Here is a 17361-nt window from a genome sequence, read left to right on the forward strand (position 1 = left end):
ATCATGCTCAGATCCCGCTTCCCCGGCGCATACCGGCGCCGCCGCGTCGCTCTCCTCCCGGCCGCGGTCACCGCGTTCGTGACCGTACTGGCCGGCGCCGTGCACGCCGACGCCACGACCTCCGTCTCCCTCACGCCCGCCCACCTGCGCACCCAGCACCTGAGCCGGGCCCTCGGCATCGACGACACCACACCCTTGCTCAGCTGGCAGCCCACCACCCACGCGGCGAACGTCCTCCAGTCCGCCTACCGTGTCCAGGCCGCCACCTCCCCCGAGTTGCTGCGCAGCGGCCGACCCGACCTGTGGGACTCGGGCGACGTCCGCTCGAGCACGCCGGAGACCACGTACGCGGGCCGGGAACTCGGCTCCCGCACCCGCGTGTACTGGCGGGTCATGCTGTGGTCGCAGCACGGGCAACAGGATTCCGACTGGAGCGACATCGCCGTCTTCGAGACCGGCCTGACCCGGCAGTCCGACTGGGACGCCGACTGGATCACCCACCCCGACTGGCAGCTGAGCAAGCACACCGTCGAACCCGTCGTCGTCAAGGTTCCCCGCACCACGGCGCGTTACATACGCCTTGACGTCACCAAGCTCGGCCTCCCACTGGCTGAGGACTTCCCCACCCGCACCTGGCGCGTACAACTCGGCGAAATAGACGTCCGCGACACCGCAACCTCGGCCACCGGCCTCGCCAAGGGCGCCGCCGTCACCGCGTCGGAGACCACGACGATCCGCAAGACCTGGGAACCCGCCCTCGCCGTCGACGGCCTGACCAACAGCGCCCTGCAGACCGCGGCCGGGTACTCGAGCGCCCCGCACCCCGGCGCCGATGTCTCCGACACCCCCGTCACTCTCACCCTCGACCTGAAGACGCCGAAGACCTTCGACGAGGTCGCCCTCTACCCGCGCGCCGACGTCCTCACCGACGACGGCCAGGTCCCCGACTTCCCGGTCGACTACGGCTTCGCAGCCGCGGACGACCCCACCGGACCGTTCACCACGCTCACCCAGGTCACCGGCCAGGAGCCGCCCAAGCCCTATCTGCCGTCCGGACTGCCGCTGCTCGCCGACGACTTCACGCTGCCGCGCGCCGTGCGCAGCGCCCGGCTGTACATCTCCGGGCTCGGCATCTACGACGCCACGATCAACGGCGAACCGGTCGGTGACGCCGTCCTGGAACCCGCCAACACCGACTACGGCGACCGCGTCCAGTACGCCACCTACGACGTCACGGACCGGCTGCGGACCGGCGCCAACACCATCGGCGTCGCCCTGGGCAACGGCATGTCCAACGTCGTCAGCACGGCCGACCGCTACCGCAAGCTGTACGGCAACGTCAGCGATCCCAAACTGATCGCGCGCCTGGAGGTCACCCTCGCCGACGGCAGCGTCCGCACCGTCACCAGCGGCGACGACTGGCGGGCCACCCTCGGACCCACCACCTCCTCCAACTGGTACGGAGGAGAGGACTACGACGCGCGCCGGGAGATCCCGCACTGGGACGAACCCGACGGCGACCGGCACGGATGGGACCGGGCGATCGCGGTGCCGGGCCCCGGCACCGCACAGAAACCGGCACAGCTCAGCGCGCGCGAGACCGAGCCCATCCGGGTCCTCGAGACCCTCACGGGCAAGCAGGTCGACGGCGCCGCCGGCAGCCGCGTCTTCGACCTGGGCCGTAACATCGCCGGCTGGCCCGAGATCACGGTCAGCGCCCCCGCCGGAACCGAGATCCGCGCCTACCCGGCGGAGAGCCTCAAGGACGGGCACGCCTTCCAGTCCATCAGCAACGTCGGCGCCCCGCTGTGGGACAGCTACACCACCCGTGGCGCCCGCACCGAGACCTGGCACCCGCGGTTCAGCTACCACGGCTTCCGCTACCTGGAGCTGAAGGGCGTACCGGAGGGCGCCACGGTCTCCGTGCGCGGCATGGTCCTGCACACCGACAACAGCTCGGCCGGCGGCTTCACCAGCTCCGATCCGCTCATCAACAGCATCCACGGACTGATCCGCCGGGCGATCGAGGGCAACATGATGAGCGTCCTGACCGACTGCCCGAGCCGGGAGAAGCTCGGCTGGCTGGAACAGGACCAACTCGTCTTCCCCGCGCTCGCCGGCAACTACGACGTTCAGGCCCAACTCAGCAAGATCGTCCGGGACATGGCCGACGCGCAGACGCAGGACGGGCTCGTCCCCAGCACGGTGCCGGAGTACACCAGTCTGTCGGGTGGCTACCGCAACGACGCCAACTGGGGCGGCGCGTTCGTCCTCGTGCCCTGGCAGCTGTACACCACCTACGGCGACCGCGACACGCTGCGCGACTACTACCCCGGCATGCGGAGGTATGCGGCCTTCCTGGAGACCCAGGTGTCCGGCGGCATCCTCGACTACGGGCTGGGCGACTGGTTCACCCCCGACCGCACCTTCCCGCGGGCGGTGGCCGGGACCTACGGCTACTGGCGGGTCGTCGACACCCTCGCGCGGATCGCCACGGTCCTCGGCGACCAGGCGGCGGCCGACGACTACCGGGCGAAGGCCGCCGCCAGCGCCAAGGCCCTCGCGGCGAAGTACTACGACACCACGACCGGCACCTTCGGGGGCGGCGGTCAGGGCGCCGAGGCCCTGGCACTCGACATGGGTGCCTACCCGGCGGGGGAGCGGGACCGGCTGCTCGCCCACTTCACCACCGCCGTCAAGGACGCCGGATACCACCTGCTGCTGGGCGAGATCTCCCTGCCGGCCGCGTTCCGCGTCCTGTCCGGCGCCGGTCGCGACGACATCGTCCACAAGATCGCGACCCAGACGACCAGCCCCAGCTACGGCTACCAGGTGCTGGCCGGCAACACCACCCTGGGCGAGTCCTGGGACGGCGGCTCTGGCCAGTCGCAGAACCACTTCATGCTCGGCGCCATCGACTCCTGGTTCACCAGCCGCGTCGCGGGCATCGCGCAGACCGCCGACTCGGTCGGGTACGCCGAACTCCTCATCGCCCCCGCCGTCGAAGGGGACATGACCTCGGCGTCCGGCTCCTACCGCACTCCCTACGGCATGGCGCGCACCGAGTGGAAGCGGGACGGCGACAGCTTCCGGCTGACCCTGGAGGTGCCCGCCGGAAGCACGGCAGAGGTCCACGTCCCCGCCTATGCCGGGCGTGCCCGGGCTCCTGAGGGAGCACACGTGCTGAGCACTGGTGCAGCGGAGGTGGTGTACAAGGTCGGCTCGGGCAACTGGACGTTCCACTCGACGATGCCACCGGCCTGAGACACCCGGAAGCCCCGCCCGGTCTTCTTCCGCGGTTCGACCCGTGTGCGGACCAGAGGACCGGGAAGGCGGCTTCGTCGGCCGACCGAGCCATGATCGGGGCCGGACCGCCCACGCGGCCCGGCCCCGATCGGCCAGCCCTCCGAGTCCGTACGTCGACGGTGGGGCGGCGCGCGGGCGAGCGCGCAGGGTGACCCGAGGGTGAGGGGACGGGGGCCACAGCAGCGAGATCGCGGGCAGCGCGGCGGCGGCAGCGAGTCCGGCTCCGGCCGGCCACGCGGGCAGCACCGAGAAAGTCACGGGAGCCGTCAGCGGCAGGACGAAGGCCGGCAACAGCGGAGTCGACGTGCCCGCCGGCACCGAGCTGACCACGCCCGCGAAGAGCACCAGGAAACCGATCACCGCGATGCCGGTGATCGCCGGCCAGGTCTGCCGCGCCGCGGTCAGTCCGGGTTGACGGCCTCCTCGACAGGCGGCATGAAGGCGCGCAGCCATCGCTCCGTCTGGGCGACGTGCGCCTGCGCCGCGCCGGCCGCGGCGACGGGATCGCGGTCGGCGATGGCGGTGGCCAGGACACGGTGGTCCTCGTCGCTCTTGCTGCGCAGCTGCGGCCCGTCCGGCAGGGTGAAGACCTGATACTTGCGGGAGCGGGCACGAAAGACCGCCAGCAGGGACGCGAGGGCGGGGTTGCCGCCCACCCGGGCGATCTCCGCGTGAAAGCTGTGGTCGAGCTCGGAGGCCCTGGTGGGGTCGTCGGTGGTCTCCATCTCCTCGATCAGGGAGAAGAGTGTGCGCACCGTCTCCGGCGTGCAGCGGGCCGCGGCCTGGGCCGCGACGTGCGCCTCGAGGACACGCCGGATCTCGTAGACCTCCAACAGGCCGGACAGCGGCAGGAGTTCGACCGTCAGGGCGAGGCTGCCGATGACGTCCTCAGGCCTGAGCGGGGAGACGTACGTGCCGGAGCCGTGTCGCGGCTCGATGACGCCGAGGGCGGCGAGCATCCGTACGGCCTCGCGCAACGACCCACGGGAGACACCCAGTTCGTCACAGAGGTCGCCTTCGGGCGGTATGCGCTCGCCCGGACCGAGGCGTCCGGTCGCGATCATGTGCCGTAGGCCGTGGAGCGCCTTGTCGACCGCGGAGACTGCGGACATCCGACCCCTCTTCTTGTGCTGACGGGCCGGCGTCACCGCCGGATTCCCCCGGCGCACCTTATCGAGTCGAGTCATCAGATGTCCCGGAAGAGACCAGCGAGCCCCCTGACCTGCTGGGTTGCCTGATCGCAAGCAGCTGACCTGAACAATTGCCGTTTCAGGTATTTCATGCTCGTGCATCGTTGATGCAGCGCTCGGCCTCCGGCAGGAGGACACCGACACGTTCGCCCAGTTCGTCGAGAACACCCGCACCATCATCACTCACGAGTGATTGGATCGGTGAAGAGTTCCCGGGTTGCGCGGGCCAGGGCGTCCCGGACCCGGTCCGTGTCCGCTTCGGTCGTGCGCCAGTTGCTGAACGCGGCACGCAGCGCGGGCGTCCCGTGGAGGACCGTGGGGGTGAGGAACGCCTCGCCGGAGTCGGCGACCGCCCGTGCCAGGGCGCCCAGCCGTTCCGGCGTCGGGCCGTCGGCGAGCGTGAAGCACACGACGTTCAGGCGCACCGGCGCTAGGAGCCTCAGTCCCGGGACGGCCGAGATCCCCTCGCCCAGCCGCCGGGCCAGCGCGATGCAGCGTTCGACGATCTCGGCGTGGCCCTCGCGTCCGTACGCGGTCAGTGAGAACCAGGCGGCCAGGGCACGCAGCCGCCGTGAGTTCTCCGGGGTCAGATGGAGGAAGTCGGGGGTTCCTGTGTGCGGGCCGAGATAGGGCGACTCGTTGTGGAAGACCCGCAGCTGGAGGTCCTGGCGGCGGGTGAACTGGACGGCGGCGGCGTAGGGGACGTTCAGCCACTTGTGCAGGTCCACACAGATCGAGTCGGCGGCGTCGAGCCCCTCGACGAGGGAAGCGTGTGCGGGGGAGAGCGCGGCGAACGCGCCGAACGCGGCGTCCACGTGCAGCCAGAAGTCGTAACGCTCCTTGAGGGCCGCGATCGCCCGCAGGTCGTCGAAGTCGACGGTGTTCACCGTTCCGGCGTTGGCGACCACGACGGCAGGGCGCCCGTTGAGCGAGTCCAGCTCCTCGGCCAGCCGGACTACGTCCACGGCCTCGCGATCCCCGCCCAGCAGCGGAACGGGTCGCAGCCGGTCGCGGCCGACGCCCAGGACGGACAGCGCCTTGGTGATGCTGGAGTGGGGGCTGCCGGACAGCAGGTCGACCGGGCCGAGCGCGGCCGCTCCGGCGCGGGACACCGAGACGCCCAGGCGCTCGCCCAGCCACTCCCGGGCGACGGCAAGCCCCACGGTGTTGGACATCGTGGCACCGCTGACGAACGCGCCCCGGTGCGCTTCGCTCAGCCCGAACAACTCGCGCAGCCAGCCCAGCGTCTCGCGCTCCAGGGCATCGACGGTCGAGCCCCCGGCGCTCGAGCCGTTCTGGTCGTAGGCACCGGTGAGCCAGTCGCCGGTGAGGGCCGCCGGGGTGGTGCCGCCCGTGACGAACCCGAGGTAGCGCGGACCCGCCGAACCGGAGAACCCGGGCTGCCAGCGCCGGGCGAAGCGTTCCAGCGCGCCCTGGGCGCCGACGCCGGTTGCCGGGAGCGGCTCCGGATCGGGGGCCTTTCGGGCGGTGGAGGCCGGCCGCTCTCCGATCCCGGAAAGCTCACCGGCTGCGAAGTCGCGGACGGACTGGAGGAGTTCGGGGAGTCGGTCGAGGTCGGCGGCGAGCGTTGGATGCATGGCCGCAGCGTAGGCAGATGATGAGGACGGGTGCGGGGGCCAATACGAGGAAAGTGGCCTGGGATCGGGAGGTATGAGTGCGCCGAACGACGCCGTTGGTATTCGGCCGGTAGGCGGTACGGGCCCCGAGCCCCGCGACGTGTCAGCGGGGGACTGCGTCGGAGCAGGACCCGGGACGGGCCGAGGCGTGGCCACCGCGGTGACGCCTCGGCCCGAACAGGCAGGTCACAGGAACTGTGTGGGTGGGATCACAGACCTGGTGCAAGGTGATTGCCCCATACAGTGGTCTGGTCGGCCCGCTCCGGTTGGGAGCCCGTCGGCGCGGCAACCGGCGTACGAGGAGACCGACATGACAAGCCCCGCTGCACCGCCGACGAGGCCGCTGCCGCCGGTCGGCCAGGTACGTCCCGGCGTGTGGAGCATCCCGGTGCCGCTGCCCAACACCTCCCTGCGCTACGTTCTGGTCTACGTCTTCGAGACGGAGGCCGGTCCCTACCTGATCGACGCGGGCTGGGACACGGAGGAGGCCTACGAGGCCCTGGCCGCCGGGCTGGCTTCGATCGGCACCCGTCTGGAGGACGTCCAGGGCGTCCTGGTCACCCATATGCACGCTGATCACTACGGGCTCGCGCCGCGCGTGCGTGAGGAGTCGGGTGCGTGGGTCTCCCTGCACCCTGCGGACGCCGCCGTCCTCGAACGGTTCGACAGGGCCGACTTCCCGGCCCGCACGCTGGAGATGATGAGCGGCGCCGGAGCGTCGGCCGAGGTACTGGAGCGTCACCGGGAGCGGCTGGCCGCGATCAAGGAGAACCGCCGCGCGGAGACGCCCAAGCCGGACATCCTGACGGAGGACGGCGCCCGGCCCGACATCCCGGGCTGGGACCTGACCGCGATCTGGACACCCGGTCACTCACCGGGCCACCTCTGCTTCTGGGAGCCACGCCACCGGCTGATGCTCACCGGCGACCACGTCCTGCCGCGCATCACCCCCAACATGCCCCCGCCCTCCGCCGAGCACCCCGACCCGCTGGGCAGCTACCTCAACTCCCTGGACCGTCTCGGCGGACACGATGCCACCGAGACACTCCCCGCCCACGAATGGCGCTTCCCGGACCTCGAGCGCCGTCTGGAGGAACTGCGCGACCACCACGACAAGCGCTTCGGCGAGGTGCTGGCCGCGCTGGAGGCCGGCGCGGAGGTCACCTGGGACGTCGCAGCTCAGATGCACTGGTCGCGCCCCTGGACAGAGATGGAGGGCTTCGCCCAGCAGGCGGCCGTGGGCGAGGCGTTCGCCCACCTGCGTGCCTTGGCGCGACGCGGGATGGTGGAGGAGAGGTCAGGGGAGACCATCCGCTGGCGGGTCGCCACCGGCAGCTGAGCGGCGTGGGCGGAGGCGCGTCGATCTGACCCCCGGCAGGTCGCGTGCGGCGCCGTGGCTCGCCACGCAGGTTGCCGGGGGGATGGCAGGGACGTCGTGCAGCACGGGGCAATGGCTCGCCGAACCTGCTGCTCAACACCCAGTTCCTGCAGGGATGAGCAGCAGGATCACAACGGTTGGCATCTCCGACCGACCGACCGCCCCCGGCTCCACTCGGAGCCGGGGGGCTCATCGTGTGCGGTCAGGACTGGGGAGGGTTGCGGCACAGGCAGAACGGATGCCCGGCCGGGTCGATGTAGACCTGCAGCCGTAGCCGGACTCGCCGGCGAAGCTTTTTTGGAGGGTGGCGCCCAGCTTGATCACCCGGCACTGCTCGGGCTCGAACTCGTCCACTTCGAAGTCGAGGTGGAACTGCTGCGGATGCTCCTGGCCTGGCCGGCTGGGCCGCTGGTAGTTCTCCACCCGCTGAAACGACAGCTCGACGTCGTCGGTGCGCAGGTTGCCCCAGTCCTCGGTGCTGATGTCGGTGCTGATCTCCCAGCCCAGCAGCCCGGCGTAGAACTCGGCCAGCTTCCAGGGGCGGGACAGTCGACGATGGCATCGGACGACATCGCTGTCGATTCCCTACAGAGCGGTCTGTTCGCAATTCCTGATTGGCGGCCGAGTCGCGGTGGGGCGGCGGGCGGCCGATCATGACGAACCATCAACGGCAAAGCACTGCAAGCCACACCCGTCACCCCTGGGCGGGCCAACCATACGAGGGGCTCGCCCTGTCCCGCAGGAGAGCGTAGGGAAGCGCTACCCGCCGGAGTTCAAGGCGGACGCGGTCGCGCTGTACCAGTCGCGGCCGGGAGCGACGATCAGGTCGGTCGCCGTTGATTTGGGAGTCAACCCGGAGACGCTGCGGAACTGGGTACGGGCGGCCGGGGCAAGCCGGCCCCCGGGGACGCCGGGCGGAGATGCCCGCCGAGCCTCCTCCGCACCGTTGGAGGCGGAGAACGCGGCCCTGCGCAGGAAGGTCCGCGAGCTGGAGGAGGAGCGCGAGATTCTGCGGAAGGCGGCGAAGCATTTCGCCGGGGAGACGCGCGGTGAACCGCTTGTGCAGGCCGTACAGGGTGCGGCGGCATCCGCCGGTCAGCTGTCCCGGATGCGTCAAGCAGAAATCATCTGATGACTTTCGCTATGCGGCCCTTGTTTCCCGCGAAAGGGCCGTGCCAGGATGCCGAGTCGTCATATGTGTCCCGGGAGTCGTCTGGATCTCCTGCGGGCATGCCCGGCTCGGTAGGAGTGGAGTCACGTGAGCGAGACCGAGGTGACCACCGCGCCGCACCCGCTGCGGCTGGCCGACGGCCGACCCGCCGTCCAGGCCTGGTCGCTCGACCCCGCCCTGAAGCACCTGAACCACGGTTCGTTCGGGGCGGTTCCGCTGGTGGCACAGGAGCGTCAGGAAACGCTGCGCGCGGAGATGGAACGTTCGCCCGTGGTGTGGTTCCCGGCCCTGTCTCAGCGGATCGCCGCCACCCGGGTCGAACTCGCCGCGTTCCTGCACGTCGACGTCGGCGACCTCGCCCTGGTGCCGAATGCCAGCGCCGGTGCCAGCGTCGCCTACGCCGCCCTCACCCGGCGTCGAGGCGGAGAGATCATCGTGACCGACCACGGCTACGGGGCCGTGACCATGGGTGCCGAACGGCTGGCACGCCGCTGGGGCGGACGCGTGCGCACCGCCCGGGTGCCGCTGGACGCGGACGCGGACACGGCGTACGAGGCCGTGGTCGCCGAGATCGGCGAGGCCACCGACCTGGTCGTGGTCGACCAGATCACCTCGGCGACCGCACGCAGGATGCCGGTGGAACGGATCGGCGAGGAAGCGCGGCGCCGGGGCGTCCCGATGCTCGTCGACGGCGCCCATGCACCGGGACTCATCGCGGCCCCGCTCGCCGATGCCACGTACGACTTCTGGACCGGCAACCTGCACAAGTGGGGCTGCGCTCCGCGCGGCACCGCGGCGCTGGTCGCCCGCGGACCGCTGCGCGACCAGCTCTACCCTCTGATCGACTCCTGGGGCGCGGCGGATCCCTACCCCGACCGCTTCGACCAGCAGGGCACGATCGACGCCACCTCCTACCTGGCCGCCCCGACGGCGCTCGCCTTCGTCGAGCGCACCTGGGGCTGGCCCGCCGCGCGCCGCTACATGGATGAACTGGCCGACTACGCCGCCCATGTGATCGGCGCGGCCTTCGCCGAACTGACCGGTGAGGACAGCCGCGTCGACGTCGGGATGCCCGTTCCCGGCATGCGCCTGGTGCGGCTCCCGCAGGGTCTGGCCGCCAGCCGTATCGATGCCGACGCGCTGCGCGACAGGGTGGCCGGCGAACTGGGTGTGGAGGCGGCCTTCACCAGCTTCGACGGCATCGGCTACATGCGCCTGTCCGCCCACGTCTACAACGACGCCGTCGACTACGAGTACTTCGCCGAGGAATGCGTCCCCGTCCTCGGCGAGTGGGCGCAACGGGGTCGTCAGGTCGGTGGGCAGCCGAACCAGTTCACCGTGCCGTTCCCGGACGTGTAGCCCATGCACCTGATGGTTTCGTTGTGCAGGGTCTCGGTTCGGTTGATCCCTCCGTTCAGATACTCCGTCTTGTAGTGGGTCTGTACGAGGGTGTCGATCTCGACGGTGTACCAGCGGCGCTTGTCGTCCGGCAGGCTGCAGTGGTGGGCGGTCACGTTGCGGCTGGGCCCTTCTGTCCACATGGCCTGTTCGGCGCGGCCGCAGTGCGCGCTGTCGGCGGCGCCGGCGGTGCCGACGCCGGTGCCGAGCAGGGTCGTGGCGCCAGTGGCCACAGCCGCGGTAGCGCCGAGCAGGCGCTTCAGAGCGAAGTTCATCGGTTGGTCCTCCTGCCAAGTGGGGTGACGGCCGGGAGCCGCCAGGTCACCTTGGGGTGATAGTCACACTTGTTCGGGATATCCGGCTCGGTGGTCGGCGGCGCACTCCTCCGACCCGGTGACGTCGGTGATGCCAATGCAGGAGGCTGCGGTCACACTCCGGCCGCCCCTGGAACAAGCTTCAGTTCGTGTCGTGGAGCGCCGTCCCGTCACCGCCAAGGGCCAACCGAAGCCGGTGCGACGGGCCCCACCGGACGACGGTCGACGAGGACGGCAGGCAGCTCGCCACCGCGGTCGTCGCGCCGGGCGAAACCCTGCTCAGCGCGGGGCTGGCGCCGGACTGCCGATGCCCCACTCGTGCACTGTCGGCAACTGCGGCGAGTGCATGGTCGTACTCCGCAGCGGAGACGTCACCATCCGAACCGCCGGACGCTCAGCCTGCCGCAGGCAGCGGGCACCTGGACCAGCAGGCTCCTGGAGTTCAGCACGATGCCGGCGGGGGGCCCGGGTGGGCCGCAAGCTCCGCATCTCCCCGGCAGCCACGATCTGGTACGTGGCGCGGCTGAGGCTCGTGGACGGCGCGCCGATGGCCATCGAGTACCTCCATGTCCCGGTGGACCTGATGGCGGACCTGACCAGCGACGAACTGGAACGGGGTGACCTGTACGAGCACCTGCGCGAGCGGCACGGCGTCCAGGTCAGCGAGGCGGTCCAGGCCATCGAGCCGACCGTGGTGACCCGTGCGGAGGCTGACCTGCTCGACGTGCCGGAGTTGTCACCGGCCCTGCTCTTCGAGCGCCTGACCTGCGATATCCGTAACCGGCCGGTCGAGTACGTGCACTCGCTCTACCGCGGCGACCGCTATCGCATCGTCTCGCGGCTGGAGCTTGGCCCTCGCACCGAGTTCCAGCCATCGGGCGAGGGCCACCCTCCGGGCATACCTCCGGGAGTCTTCACACGCGACCGACCGGTCACCTGCTCCATGCTGGGGGTGGTGCACGAGGACCTGTGAGGCAGGCCGCCGTAGGGCTTCGGTGGTGTCCAGGAGGTCGCGGAACGTGTCGAAGGCCACCGCACGATCGCCGATCGCATTACGCCGGTACGAGCGACGCTGCGAAGAGCAGCAGACGGGAGATCCCGGACGGTGACGCCGGATCCGCGCCACCGGCCCGGGATCTGACGGAGCTTCATCTCCGTCGGCCGAAGGCCGCACCGGCGGGCGGCCCCCGGCGTGTCTCATCCCGCGTGCACGGTTCCCGCGTATCGCTGGGCGAACCGGGTGCCGGTACCCGCGGTGACGGTGACGTCGTACCGTCCGTCGTCGGTACGCCACGTCAGACGTGTGCGGTCGCCCGCGCGGACCCACACGGTCTGCTCCTTGCCGGCGAAGTCGTTCGGCGTGAGCGTGAAGGAGACGGGCCTGTGAACGAGGGGTTGCCGCCATTCGGGAAGTAGACGGAAATCTGAAGATCTCGTGCTCGGTTCGAGTGGCAGCTCCTCGGCCCCAACATCCGCCTGAGCAGCGACGTCCCGAGGTCGTCGGCCGCGCATTGATCCGCGGGGACGGGCAGGGACGGCAACTTTCCGACCGGCGGCTCAGGTGGGTGAGAGGTCGTGTGCCCTGGAACGGCCGACGCCGTGCCGTGCACACACCCGGACTTCTCAGGACGCGTTCAGCACCGGTCTTGTCTCGCACTCGACTCGACCGCTCCTGCGTCAGGCCGGCGTGGGGTTGTTGGCGCCACGGGCAGTGACGCGGCCCAGCAGGAATGGCCAGTTGAACGCCCAAGGCAGCTTCCTCTGCCGTGTTCGCGCCGGCTCACCGAGAACAGTCGCCGCGGGGACAGGAACACTTCTGAGGAGCAGCGCTGCACGGGCGTACAGCCGGTGCGGCCGTACGCCCCTGGCGGGCGCCGAGTTGGGGTCGGCTCACCGAGGCCGGCCTCGGGGTGGATGCCGCCGACTGAAACGGTACGGCTGGCGGGGGCCGCCGACATATCTGGACGTCGGGGTGGGCGGAAGGGACGAGACGCCCACTTTGCGCCCATGGCACGTGAGGATCAACACGCGGTGGACTGCTTCGTCCGCCGGAAACACAAGGATGCCACGCTGATGCCTGGAGGGCCGGTGTTCACCTCCTGCCGCGCTGTCCCGGCACGCCTCGGCAATATTGGTGGACACGTGTTGACGAGTGGCCACGGGCTCCGCGGGGCCGTGAGGAAGCCGCCGGCGAACTGTTGAGCGTCTGAGAGTCGGCGAGTGGGGCGGGACTGGCTCGGTCGGCACTTGGCTTTGCCGCCGCCACAGGAGCATGCTGGATTCATCAGGCTGGGCGGAGTGGTCATCTCATCCACGGCAGGCCTGGATGGAGCAGCGTGATGAGCGCGTATGACGAGTCGCGTCCGGCGGTGGAAGCCCAGGGCGCGCTCATTGCTGTCGATGGGCAAGGTCGTATCACCCTGTGGACCGAGGCTGCTGAATCCCTGCTGGGCTACTCGCCGAGCCACGTCCTCGGCCGGCATCTCAATGATCTTCTTCCGGCACCAGCCTTCTTGGGTGCTCTGCGGACGGAGGGGGAATGGGTCGGCACCCTTGAGGTCGTCCTGGCATCCGGCAAGAAGCGGTCACTCTCCGCGCACACCTGCAAGGCGACCGCGACCGTCCCCTGTCACGGACTCCGGATCGTCCACCTGGCGCCTGTCAGCGCTGTGCACCACGATGACGAGACCGATCAGGCGCTTCTGCGATGGCTCTTCGACCGGGCGCCCGTTGCACTGAGCGTCTATGACGCCGATCTACGGCTCCTGCGGCAGAACGCGGCCATGACCAGGGTGATCGGGGTACCGGAAGTGGAGCGCCGCGGTATGCGACCGTCGCAACTCCTTCCTGGCTCTGCCGGAGTCGAATGGGAGGAGGAACTACGGCAGGCCGTCGAGCGAGGGTCTGAGGTGCCCGACCGCGAGGTGCCAGCACATGTAGTGGCAGCCTCGGAACGGGACCGTGTGTATCTCACATCGGCCAGTCCCTTGTTCACCGCTTCCGGCCGCACGATCGGTATCTGCGCCGCGGTATCGGACATCAGCGAGCGGCAGCGAGCCCGGGAGCGGCTGGTACTCCTGAACGAGGCAAGCACGACGATCGGCAGCACGCTCGACGTACTGACCACAGCTCACGAACTGGCTGACGTCTTGTGTCCTCGGCTGGCTGACTGGGCCAACATCGATCTGCTGGAGAGCATGCTGCACGGCGAGGAGCCAGGGCCTTTCACCGGCCGTGTCGCGCTCTCTCGGGCCGCGTTCAAATCCTTCCGGAAAGGCGCTCCGGAGACCACCAGACAGCTTGGGGAAATCGTCTTCTACCCCGCCCACTCGCCTCCTGTCCGGTCCATGGCGGAGGTCCGGTCGGTCGTGCTCGCCACGGCCGATAAGGCCACACGTGCCTGGCTCGCCGAAGACCCCGAGCGTGCGGCCAGATTCCGTAAGTACAGGTGGCACTCCGTCTTGGTGGTTCCCATCGCGGCACGAGGGGCGATCCTCGGCGTTGCCATCCTGTTGAAGAAGGAACCCGACATCTTCACCGACGAGGACCGGCTCCTTGCCGAAGAGCTCGTTTCGCGGGCCGCTGTCTGCCTGGACAACGCACGACGCTACACACGTGAGCGCGCTGCTGCGCTCACTCTCCAGCGGAGTCTGCTGCCACGGACACTGCCGCGCCAGGCCGCGGTCGAGATCGCGAGTCGCTACCTGCCCTCCGACACCCGGTCCGGAATCGGGGGCGACTGGTTCGATGCCATTCCTCTGTCGGGTCAGCGCGTCGCACTGGTCGTCGGCGATGTGGTCGGCCACGGTATCAACGCCGCGGCAACCATGGGTCGACTGCGCACAGCCGTACGGACCCTGGCCGATGTGGATCTCCCGCCCGAAGAGCTCCTCACTCACCTCGACGACGTCCTCACCCGCTTGCGTGAAGAGAACGAAAACCCGGACCAGAGCGGTGACTTGGGCGCCACCTGCATCTATGCCGTCTACGATCCGACCTCACAGCTGTGCTCGATCGCATGCGCCGGACATCCGCCCCCCGCCATGGTCCAGCCCGACGGCACGGCAACCTTCCTCGACATCCCCATCGGCCCTCCTCTCGGTATCGGCGGTCTGCCGTTCGAATGCGGCGAGCTGTCCCTGACCGAAGGGACGCTGCTGGCGTTCTACTCCGATGGCGTCCTCAACATGCGCGGCCGCGACATCGATCACGCCCTTGAGGAACTGCGCGAGTCGCTGCTGACTCCCATGCCCTCGCTCGAGGGGCTCTGCGATGAGGTCCTTCGACGTCTGCTCCCTGCGCGTCCGGCGGACGATGCCGCCCTCCTCCTGGCTCGTACGCATGTCCTCAACCCCGACCAGGTCGCCGTTCTCGATGTCCCAGTGGAAGGAGCGTTCGTCTCCAGCGCCCGCTCGTGGGCCCTCCAGCGCCTCGAGGACTGGGGGCTTGCCGAATTCGGCTTCGTCACCGAACTGGTGGTCAGCGAGCTCGTCACCAACGCCATCCGATACGGACGCGCCCCTGTCCAACTGCGCCTGATCCATGACGACACCCTCATCTGCGAGGTTTCCGACGCAAGCAGCACGTCGCCCTACATGCGACGGGCACTTCTCTCCGACGAAGGAGGGAGGGGCCTTCTTCTGGTCGCCCAGCTGACTCAGAAATGGGGAACACGCCACGCGCGGCGTGGAAAGACCATCTGGTGCGAACAGGACATCAAAGCAGACCGACTTGCTTGCCTGGCATCCCTCGCCCTCGCCTGATGCGAAATGGTGCGGCCGGCCCAGGACTACGCCGGAAGCGGTCCCGTTCGGTACCGGGGGCGGGAAGTTTGGTGGGTGGTGTGTGTTGGTGGGTTTGAGTGGGGGGTTGGGGTGGGGGGTTGGTGGGGTGTGGGTGTGGGTGTGGGTGGGTGGTGGGTGGTGGGTGGTGGGTTAGTGGGGGTGGGGTGTGGTGTGGATGAGTGCGGTGAAGATGGTGTGGTGGTGTTGGTGGGCGGTGATGTGGATGGGGGTGGGGTTGGTGTGTTTGGTGGGGGGGAGGGTGGCGTGGATGAGGGTGGGGGTGTGGTGTTCGGCGTAGTGGTGGAAGTCGATGGTGAGGTGGGTGGTGGTGGTGGGGGTGGGGTGGAGGAGGGCGGTGGCGGCTTGGCGTGCGGCTTCGATGAGGACCATGCCGGGGTAGTGGTCGGTGGTGTGGTCGAAGAGGATGGGGTGGGTGGGGTCGGGGTTGAGGTGCCAGTGGTTGGGGTGGTGGGTGGGGGAGAGGACGACGTCGTGGGGGTGGGTTTTGCCGACGGTGTGGGGGTGGGCGCGGGGTTGGGGGTGGGGTTGGGGGTGGGGGGTGGTGGGGGTGTGGTGGCGTAGTCGTTGGTAGGTGGTGGGGGGGAGGCAGGTGAAGTGTCCTGCGCCGGTGGCCCAGGGTGTGCCGGCGTGGTGGATGGTGATGTCGAGGTTGAATTCGGTCAGGCGTGTGCGGTGTCGGGTGGTGCGGTGTCGGGTGGTGTCGGTGACGTCGGCGGTGAGGGTGAGGTTGCTGGGTGTGGTGCCGATGGTCATGCGGTCGGGGTGGGTGGTGAGGTTGAGGTCCCACATGAGGAAGTGGTGGCCGAGGGGGACGCCGAGGGCGGCGTGGGCGAGGAAGAGTCCGGTCTGGCGGAGGGTTTCTGCGGCTTGGAGGGGGTCGTGGTGGGTGCCGTCGGGTGTGGTGAAGAAGGTGTGGGCGCGGGGCCATTGGGCGGTGAGGGTGTAGCGGGTGGGGGTGAGTTTCTCGTAGCCGGTGAGGAACACCTCGGCGTGGGAGGAGCGGTGGACGTATTCGCGGGGGACTGTGGTGGTCAGCGGGGGCAGGAGCCCGGTCCAGGCTCCGGTGCCGGCTCCGGTCGAGGTCGCGGCCCCGGTCGAGGTCGCGGCCCCGGTCGAGGTCGCGGTGCCGGTGGGGGTTGCGATCCCGGTGGCGGGGCGGGTGCCGGTCGCGGTGGCAGTGGCGTGGCCGGTCGTGGTCCCGGTCCCGGTGGCGGGGCCGGTGCCGGTCGCGGTGGTGGTGCCGGTCGTGGTCTCGGTCCTGGTCTCGGTCCTGGTCGCGGTGGTGGTGGTGCTGGTGCCGGTGGCGGTGCCGGTCGTGGTGCCGGTGCTGGTGGCGGGTTCGGTGCTGGTGCTGGTTGCGGGGCTGGTGGTGGGGTGGGCCGTGGCCGGGGCGGGGCCGGTGTCGGGTGTTCTTGTGTCCGGGCGGTGCTTCCGGAGGGTCGGGACGGTCATCTGGATCTCCGCTCGTTGCCGATGTGGGACCAGTGCGGACCATAAGATACGAACCTACCGGTTTTCTTTTCAAGGCTTCCCGGTATGTTTGTGGGTGGGAATCGTCCCCGGGGGGCGGGTGGTGCCGGAGCGGTGGCGGTCTGTCTCCGGTTGCGGGGTGATCGCAGATGGAAGCGGTGGGGGTCATTCCACTCGGTGGTGTTCTTCTGCGGGGTGGGGTGGGTGGTGCTGCCGGGCGGGGGGTGGTCCTGGTGTCCGGTGGGCCGGTGGCGCCGTGATCAAAACCAGCTGTGCGGTTTGTACTGGGCTGGTGTGGTGTCCGAGTCCGTGCATGTCCGAGTCCCGAGTCCCTTGTCCGAGTCCGAGTCGTCCGAGTTCCGGGGTCCCGGGTCCCGGGTCCCGTGTCCGGTTCCGTGTCCCAGTTCCCGAGTCCGTGGTCCCTTTCCGAGGTCGGAGTCCGAGTCCGTGTTCCGAGTCCGTGTTCCGGGTCTAAGTCCGGGTCCAAGTCCGGGTCCGGGTCTGGGGTCCCTTGTCCGAGTCCGGGTCCGTGTTCCGGGTCCGGGTCCCGTGTCCCGTGTTCCGGGGTCCGGGTCCCGGGTCCGGGATCCCGAGTCAGGGGTTCCTTGTCCGAGTTCGAGTCCAGGGTCCCGTGTCCCTTGTCCGAGTCCGAGTGGTCCGAGTTCCGGGGTCCCGGGTCCCGGGTCCCGTGT

The 17361-nt window shown here is 69.6% G+C and carries 11 protein-coding genes and 1 pseudogene; 6 read left to right on the forward strand and 6 right to left on the reverse strand.

Annotated features, from left to right (window positions below; all coding sequences use genetic code 11):
* Nucleotides 1–3: 3 nt before the first annotated feature.
* The gene (locus IEZ19_RS32010) at nt 4–3264 is read left to right on the forward strand and encodes a family 78 glycoside hydrolase catalytic domain (RefSeq protein ID WP_189314800.1); all 3261 of its coding nucleotides are present in this window, start codon (nt 4–6) and stop codon (nt 3262–3264) included.
* A 443-nt stretch (nt 3265–3707) separates the two neighbouring features.
* Here IEZ19_RS32010 and IEZ19_RS32015 read toward each other — a convergent pair whose 3' ends face one another.
* Both IEZ19_RS32015 and IEZ19_RS32020 read right to left on the reverse strand, forming a co-directional pair.
* A complete protein-coding gene (locus IEZ19_RS32015; RefSeq protein ID WP_229841103.1) occupies nt 3708–4418 on the reverse strand; it encodes a FadR/GntR family transcriptional regulator in 711 nt (236 codons plus the stop codon).
* A gap of 257 nt (nt 4419–4675) precedes the next feature.
* Nucleotides 4676–6094, reverse strand: a complete 1419-nt coding sequence (locus IEZ19_RS32020) for a pyridoxal phosphate-dependent decarboxylase family protein (RefSeq protein WP_189314801.1) — start codon at nt 6092–6094, stop codon at nt 4676–4678.
* 349 nt (nt 6095–6443) lie between these two features.
* On the opposite strand from IEZ19_RS32020, the gene IEZ19_RS32025 reads away from it, so the two are divergent.
* Complete coding sequence (locus IEZ19_RS32025; RefSeq protein ID WP_189314802.1) at nt 6444–7472, forward strand: MBL fold metallo-hydrolase; 1029 nt, start codon at nt 6444–6446, stop codon at nt 7470–7472.
* A 228-nt stretch (nt 7473–7700) separates the two neighbouring features.
* On the opposite strand, the gene IEZ19_RS32030 is transcribed toward IEZ19_RS32025, so the two are convergent.
* Nucleotides 7701–8093, reverse strand: a complete 393-nt coding sequence (locus tag IEZ19_RS32030; protein ID WP_308429035.1) for a VOC family protein — start codon at nt 8091–8093, stop codon at nt 7701–7703.
* Nucleotides 8094–8142: 49 nt separating this feature from the next.
* Between IEZ19_RS32030 and IEZ19_RS52720 the strand changes: the two genes are divergently transcribed.
* Both IEZ19_RS52720 and IEZ19_RS32040 read left to right on the forward strand, forming a co-directional pair.
* Complete coding sequence (locus tag IEZ19_RS52720; protein WP_268248693.1) at nt 8143–8643, forward strand: transposase; 501 nt, start codon at nt 8143–8145, stop codon at nt 8641–8643.
* 126 nt (nt 8644–8769) lie between these two features.
* Nucleotides 8770–10041, forward strand: a complete 1272-nt coding sequence (locus IEZ19_RS32040) for an aminotransferase class V-fold PLP-dependent enzyme (RefSeq protein WP_189314803.1) — start codon at nt 8770–8772, stop codon at nt 10039–10041.
* On the opposite strand, the gene IEZ19_RS32045 is transcribed toward IEZ19_RS32040, so the two are convergent.
* Nucleotides 9990–10355: a hypothetical protein gene (locus IEZ19_RS32045; protein ID WP_189314804.1), complete on the reverse strand. Its 366-nt coding sequence runs from the start codon at nt 10353–10355 to the stop codon at nt 9990–9992. The two genes, IEZ19_RS32040 and IEZ19_RS32045, sit on opposite strands and share 52 nt — an antisense overlap.
* Nucleotides 10356–10727: 372 nt before the next feature.
* On the opposite strand from IEZ19_RS32045, the pseudogene IEZ19_RS32050 reads away from it, so the two are divergent.
* Nucleotides 10728–11367: pseudogene (locus IEZ19_RS32050) on the forward strand (GntR family transcriptional regulator).
* Nucleotides 11368–11591: 224 nt separating this feature from the next.
* Here the strand turns inward: IEZ19_RS32050 and IEZ19_RS52725 are convergent.
* Nucleotides 11592–11906 carry a phospholipase domain-containing protein gene (locus IEZ19_RS52725; protein ID WP_268248695.1) on the reverse strand — a complete coding sequence of 105 codons (315 nt, stop codon included), beginning with the start codon at nt 11904–11906 and terminating at the stop codon, nt 11592–11594.
* An 827-nt stretch (nt 11907–12733) separates the two neighbouring features.
* Between IEZ19_RS52725 and IEZ19_RS32060 the strand changes: the two genes are divergently transcribed.
* The gene (locus IEZ19_RS32060; RefSeq protein ID WP_189314805.1) at nt 12734–15157 is read left to right on the forward strand and encodes a SpoIIE family protein phosphatase; all 2424 of its coding nucleotides are present in this window, start codon (nt 12734–12736) and stop codon (nt 15155–15157) included.
* A 171-nt stretch (nt 15158–15328) separates the two neighbouring features.
* Here IEZ19_RS32060 and IEZ19_RS52730 read toward each other — a convergent pair whose 3' ends face one another.
* Nucleotides 15329–16651: a ScbA/BarX family gamma-butyrolactone biosynthesis protein gene (locus tag IEZ19_RS52730; protein ID WP_189314806.1), complete on the reverse strand. Its 1323-nt coding sequence runs from the start codon at nt 16649–16651 to the stop codon at nt 15329–15331.
* Nucleotides 16652–17361 lie beyond the last annotated feature (710 nt).

The organism is Streptomyces brasiliensis (genome assembly GCF_014647875.1).
Classification (GTDB): Bacteria; Actinomycetota; Actinomycetes; order Streptomycetales; family Streptomycetaceae; genus Streptomyces; species Streptomyces brasiliensis.

Excerpts from the sequence above, each read along its gene's own strand:
- IEZ19_RS32010 (WP_189314800.1), top strand. The coding sequence starts at position 4 with ATGCTCAGATCCCGCTTCCCCGGCGCATACCGGCGCCGCCGCGTCGCT.
- IEZ19_RS32015 (WP_229841103.1), bottom strand. The coding sequence starts at position 4,418 with ATGTCCGCAGTCTCCGCGGTCGACAAGGCGCTCCACGGCCTACGGCAC.
- IEZ19_RS32020 (WP_189314801.1), bottom strand. The coding sequence starts at position 6,094 with ATGCATCCAACGCTCGCCGCCGACCTCGACCGACTCCCCGAACTCCTC.
- IEZ19_RS32025 (WP_189314802.1), top strand. The coding sequence starts at position 6,444 with ATGACAAGCCCCGCTGCACCGCCGACGAGGCCGCTGCCGCCGGTCGGC.
- IEZ19_RS32045 (WP_189314804.1), bottom strand. The coding sequence starts at position 10,355 with ATGAACTTCGCTCTGAAGCGCCTGCTCGGCGCTACCGCGGCTGTGGCC.
- IEZ19_RS52725 (WP_268248695.1), bottom strand. The coding sequence starts at position 11,906 with ATGCGCGGCCGACGACCTCGGGACGTCGCTGCTCAGGCGGATGTTGGG.
- IEZ19_RS32060 (WP_189314805.1), top strand. The coding sequence starts at position 12,734 with ATGAGCGCGTATGACGAGTCGCGTCCGGCGGTGGAAGCCCAGGGCGCG.
- IEZ19_RS52730 (WP_189314806.1), bottom strand. The coding sequence starts at position 16,651 with ATGACCGTCCCGACCCTCCGGAAGCACCGCCCGGACACAAGAACACCC.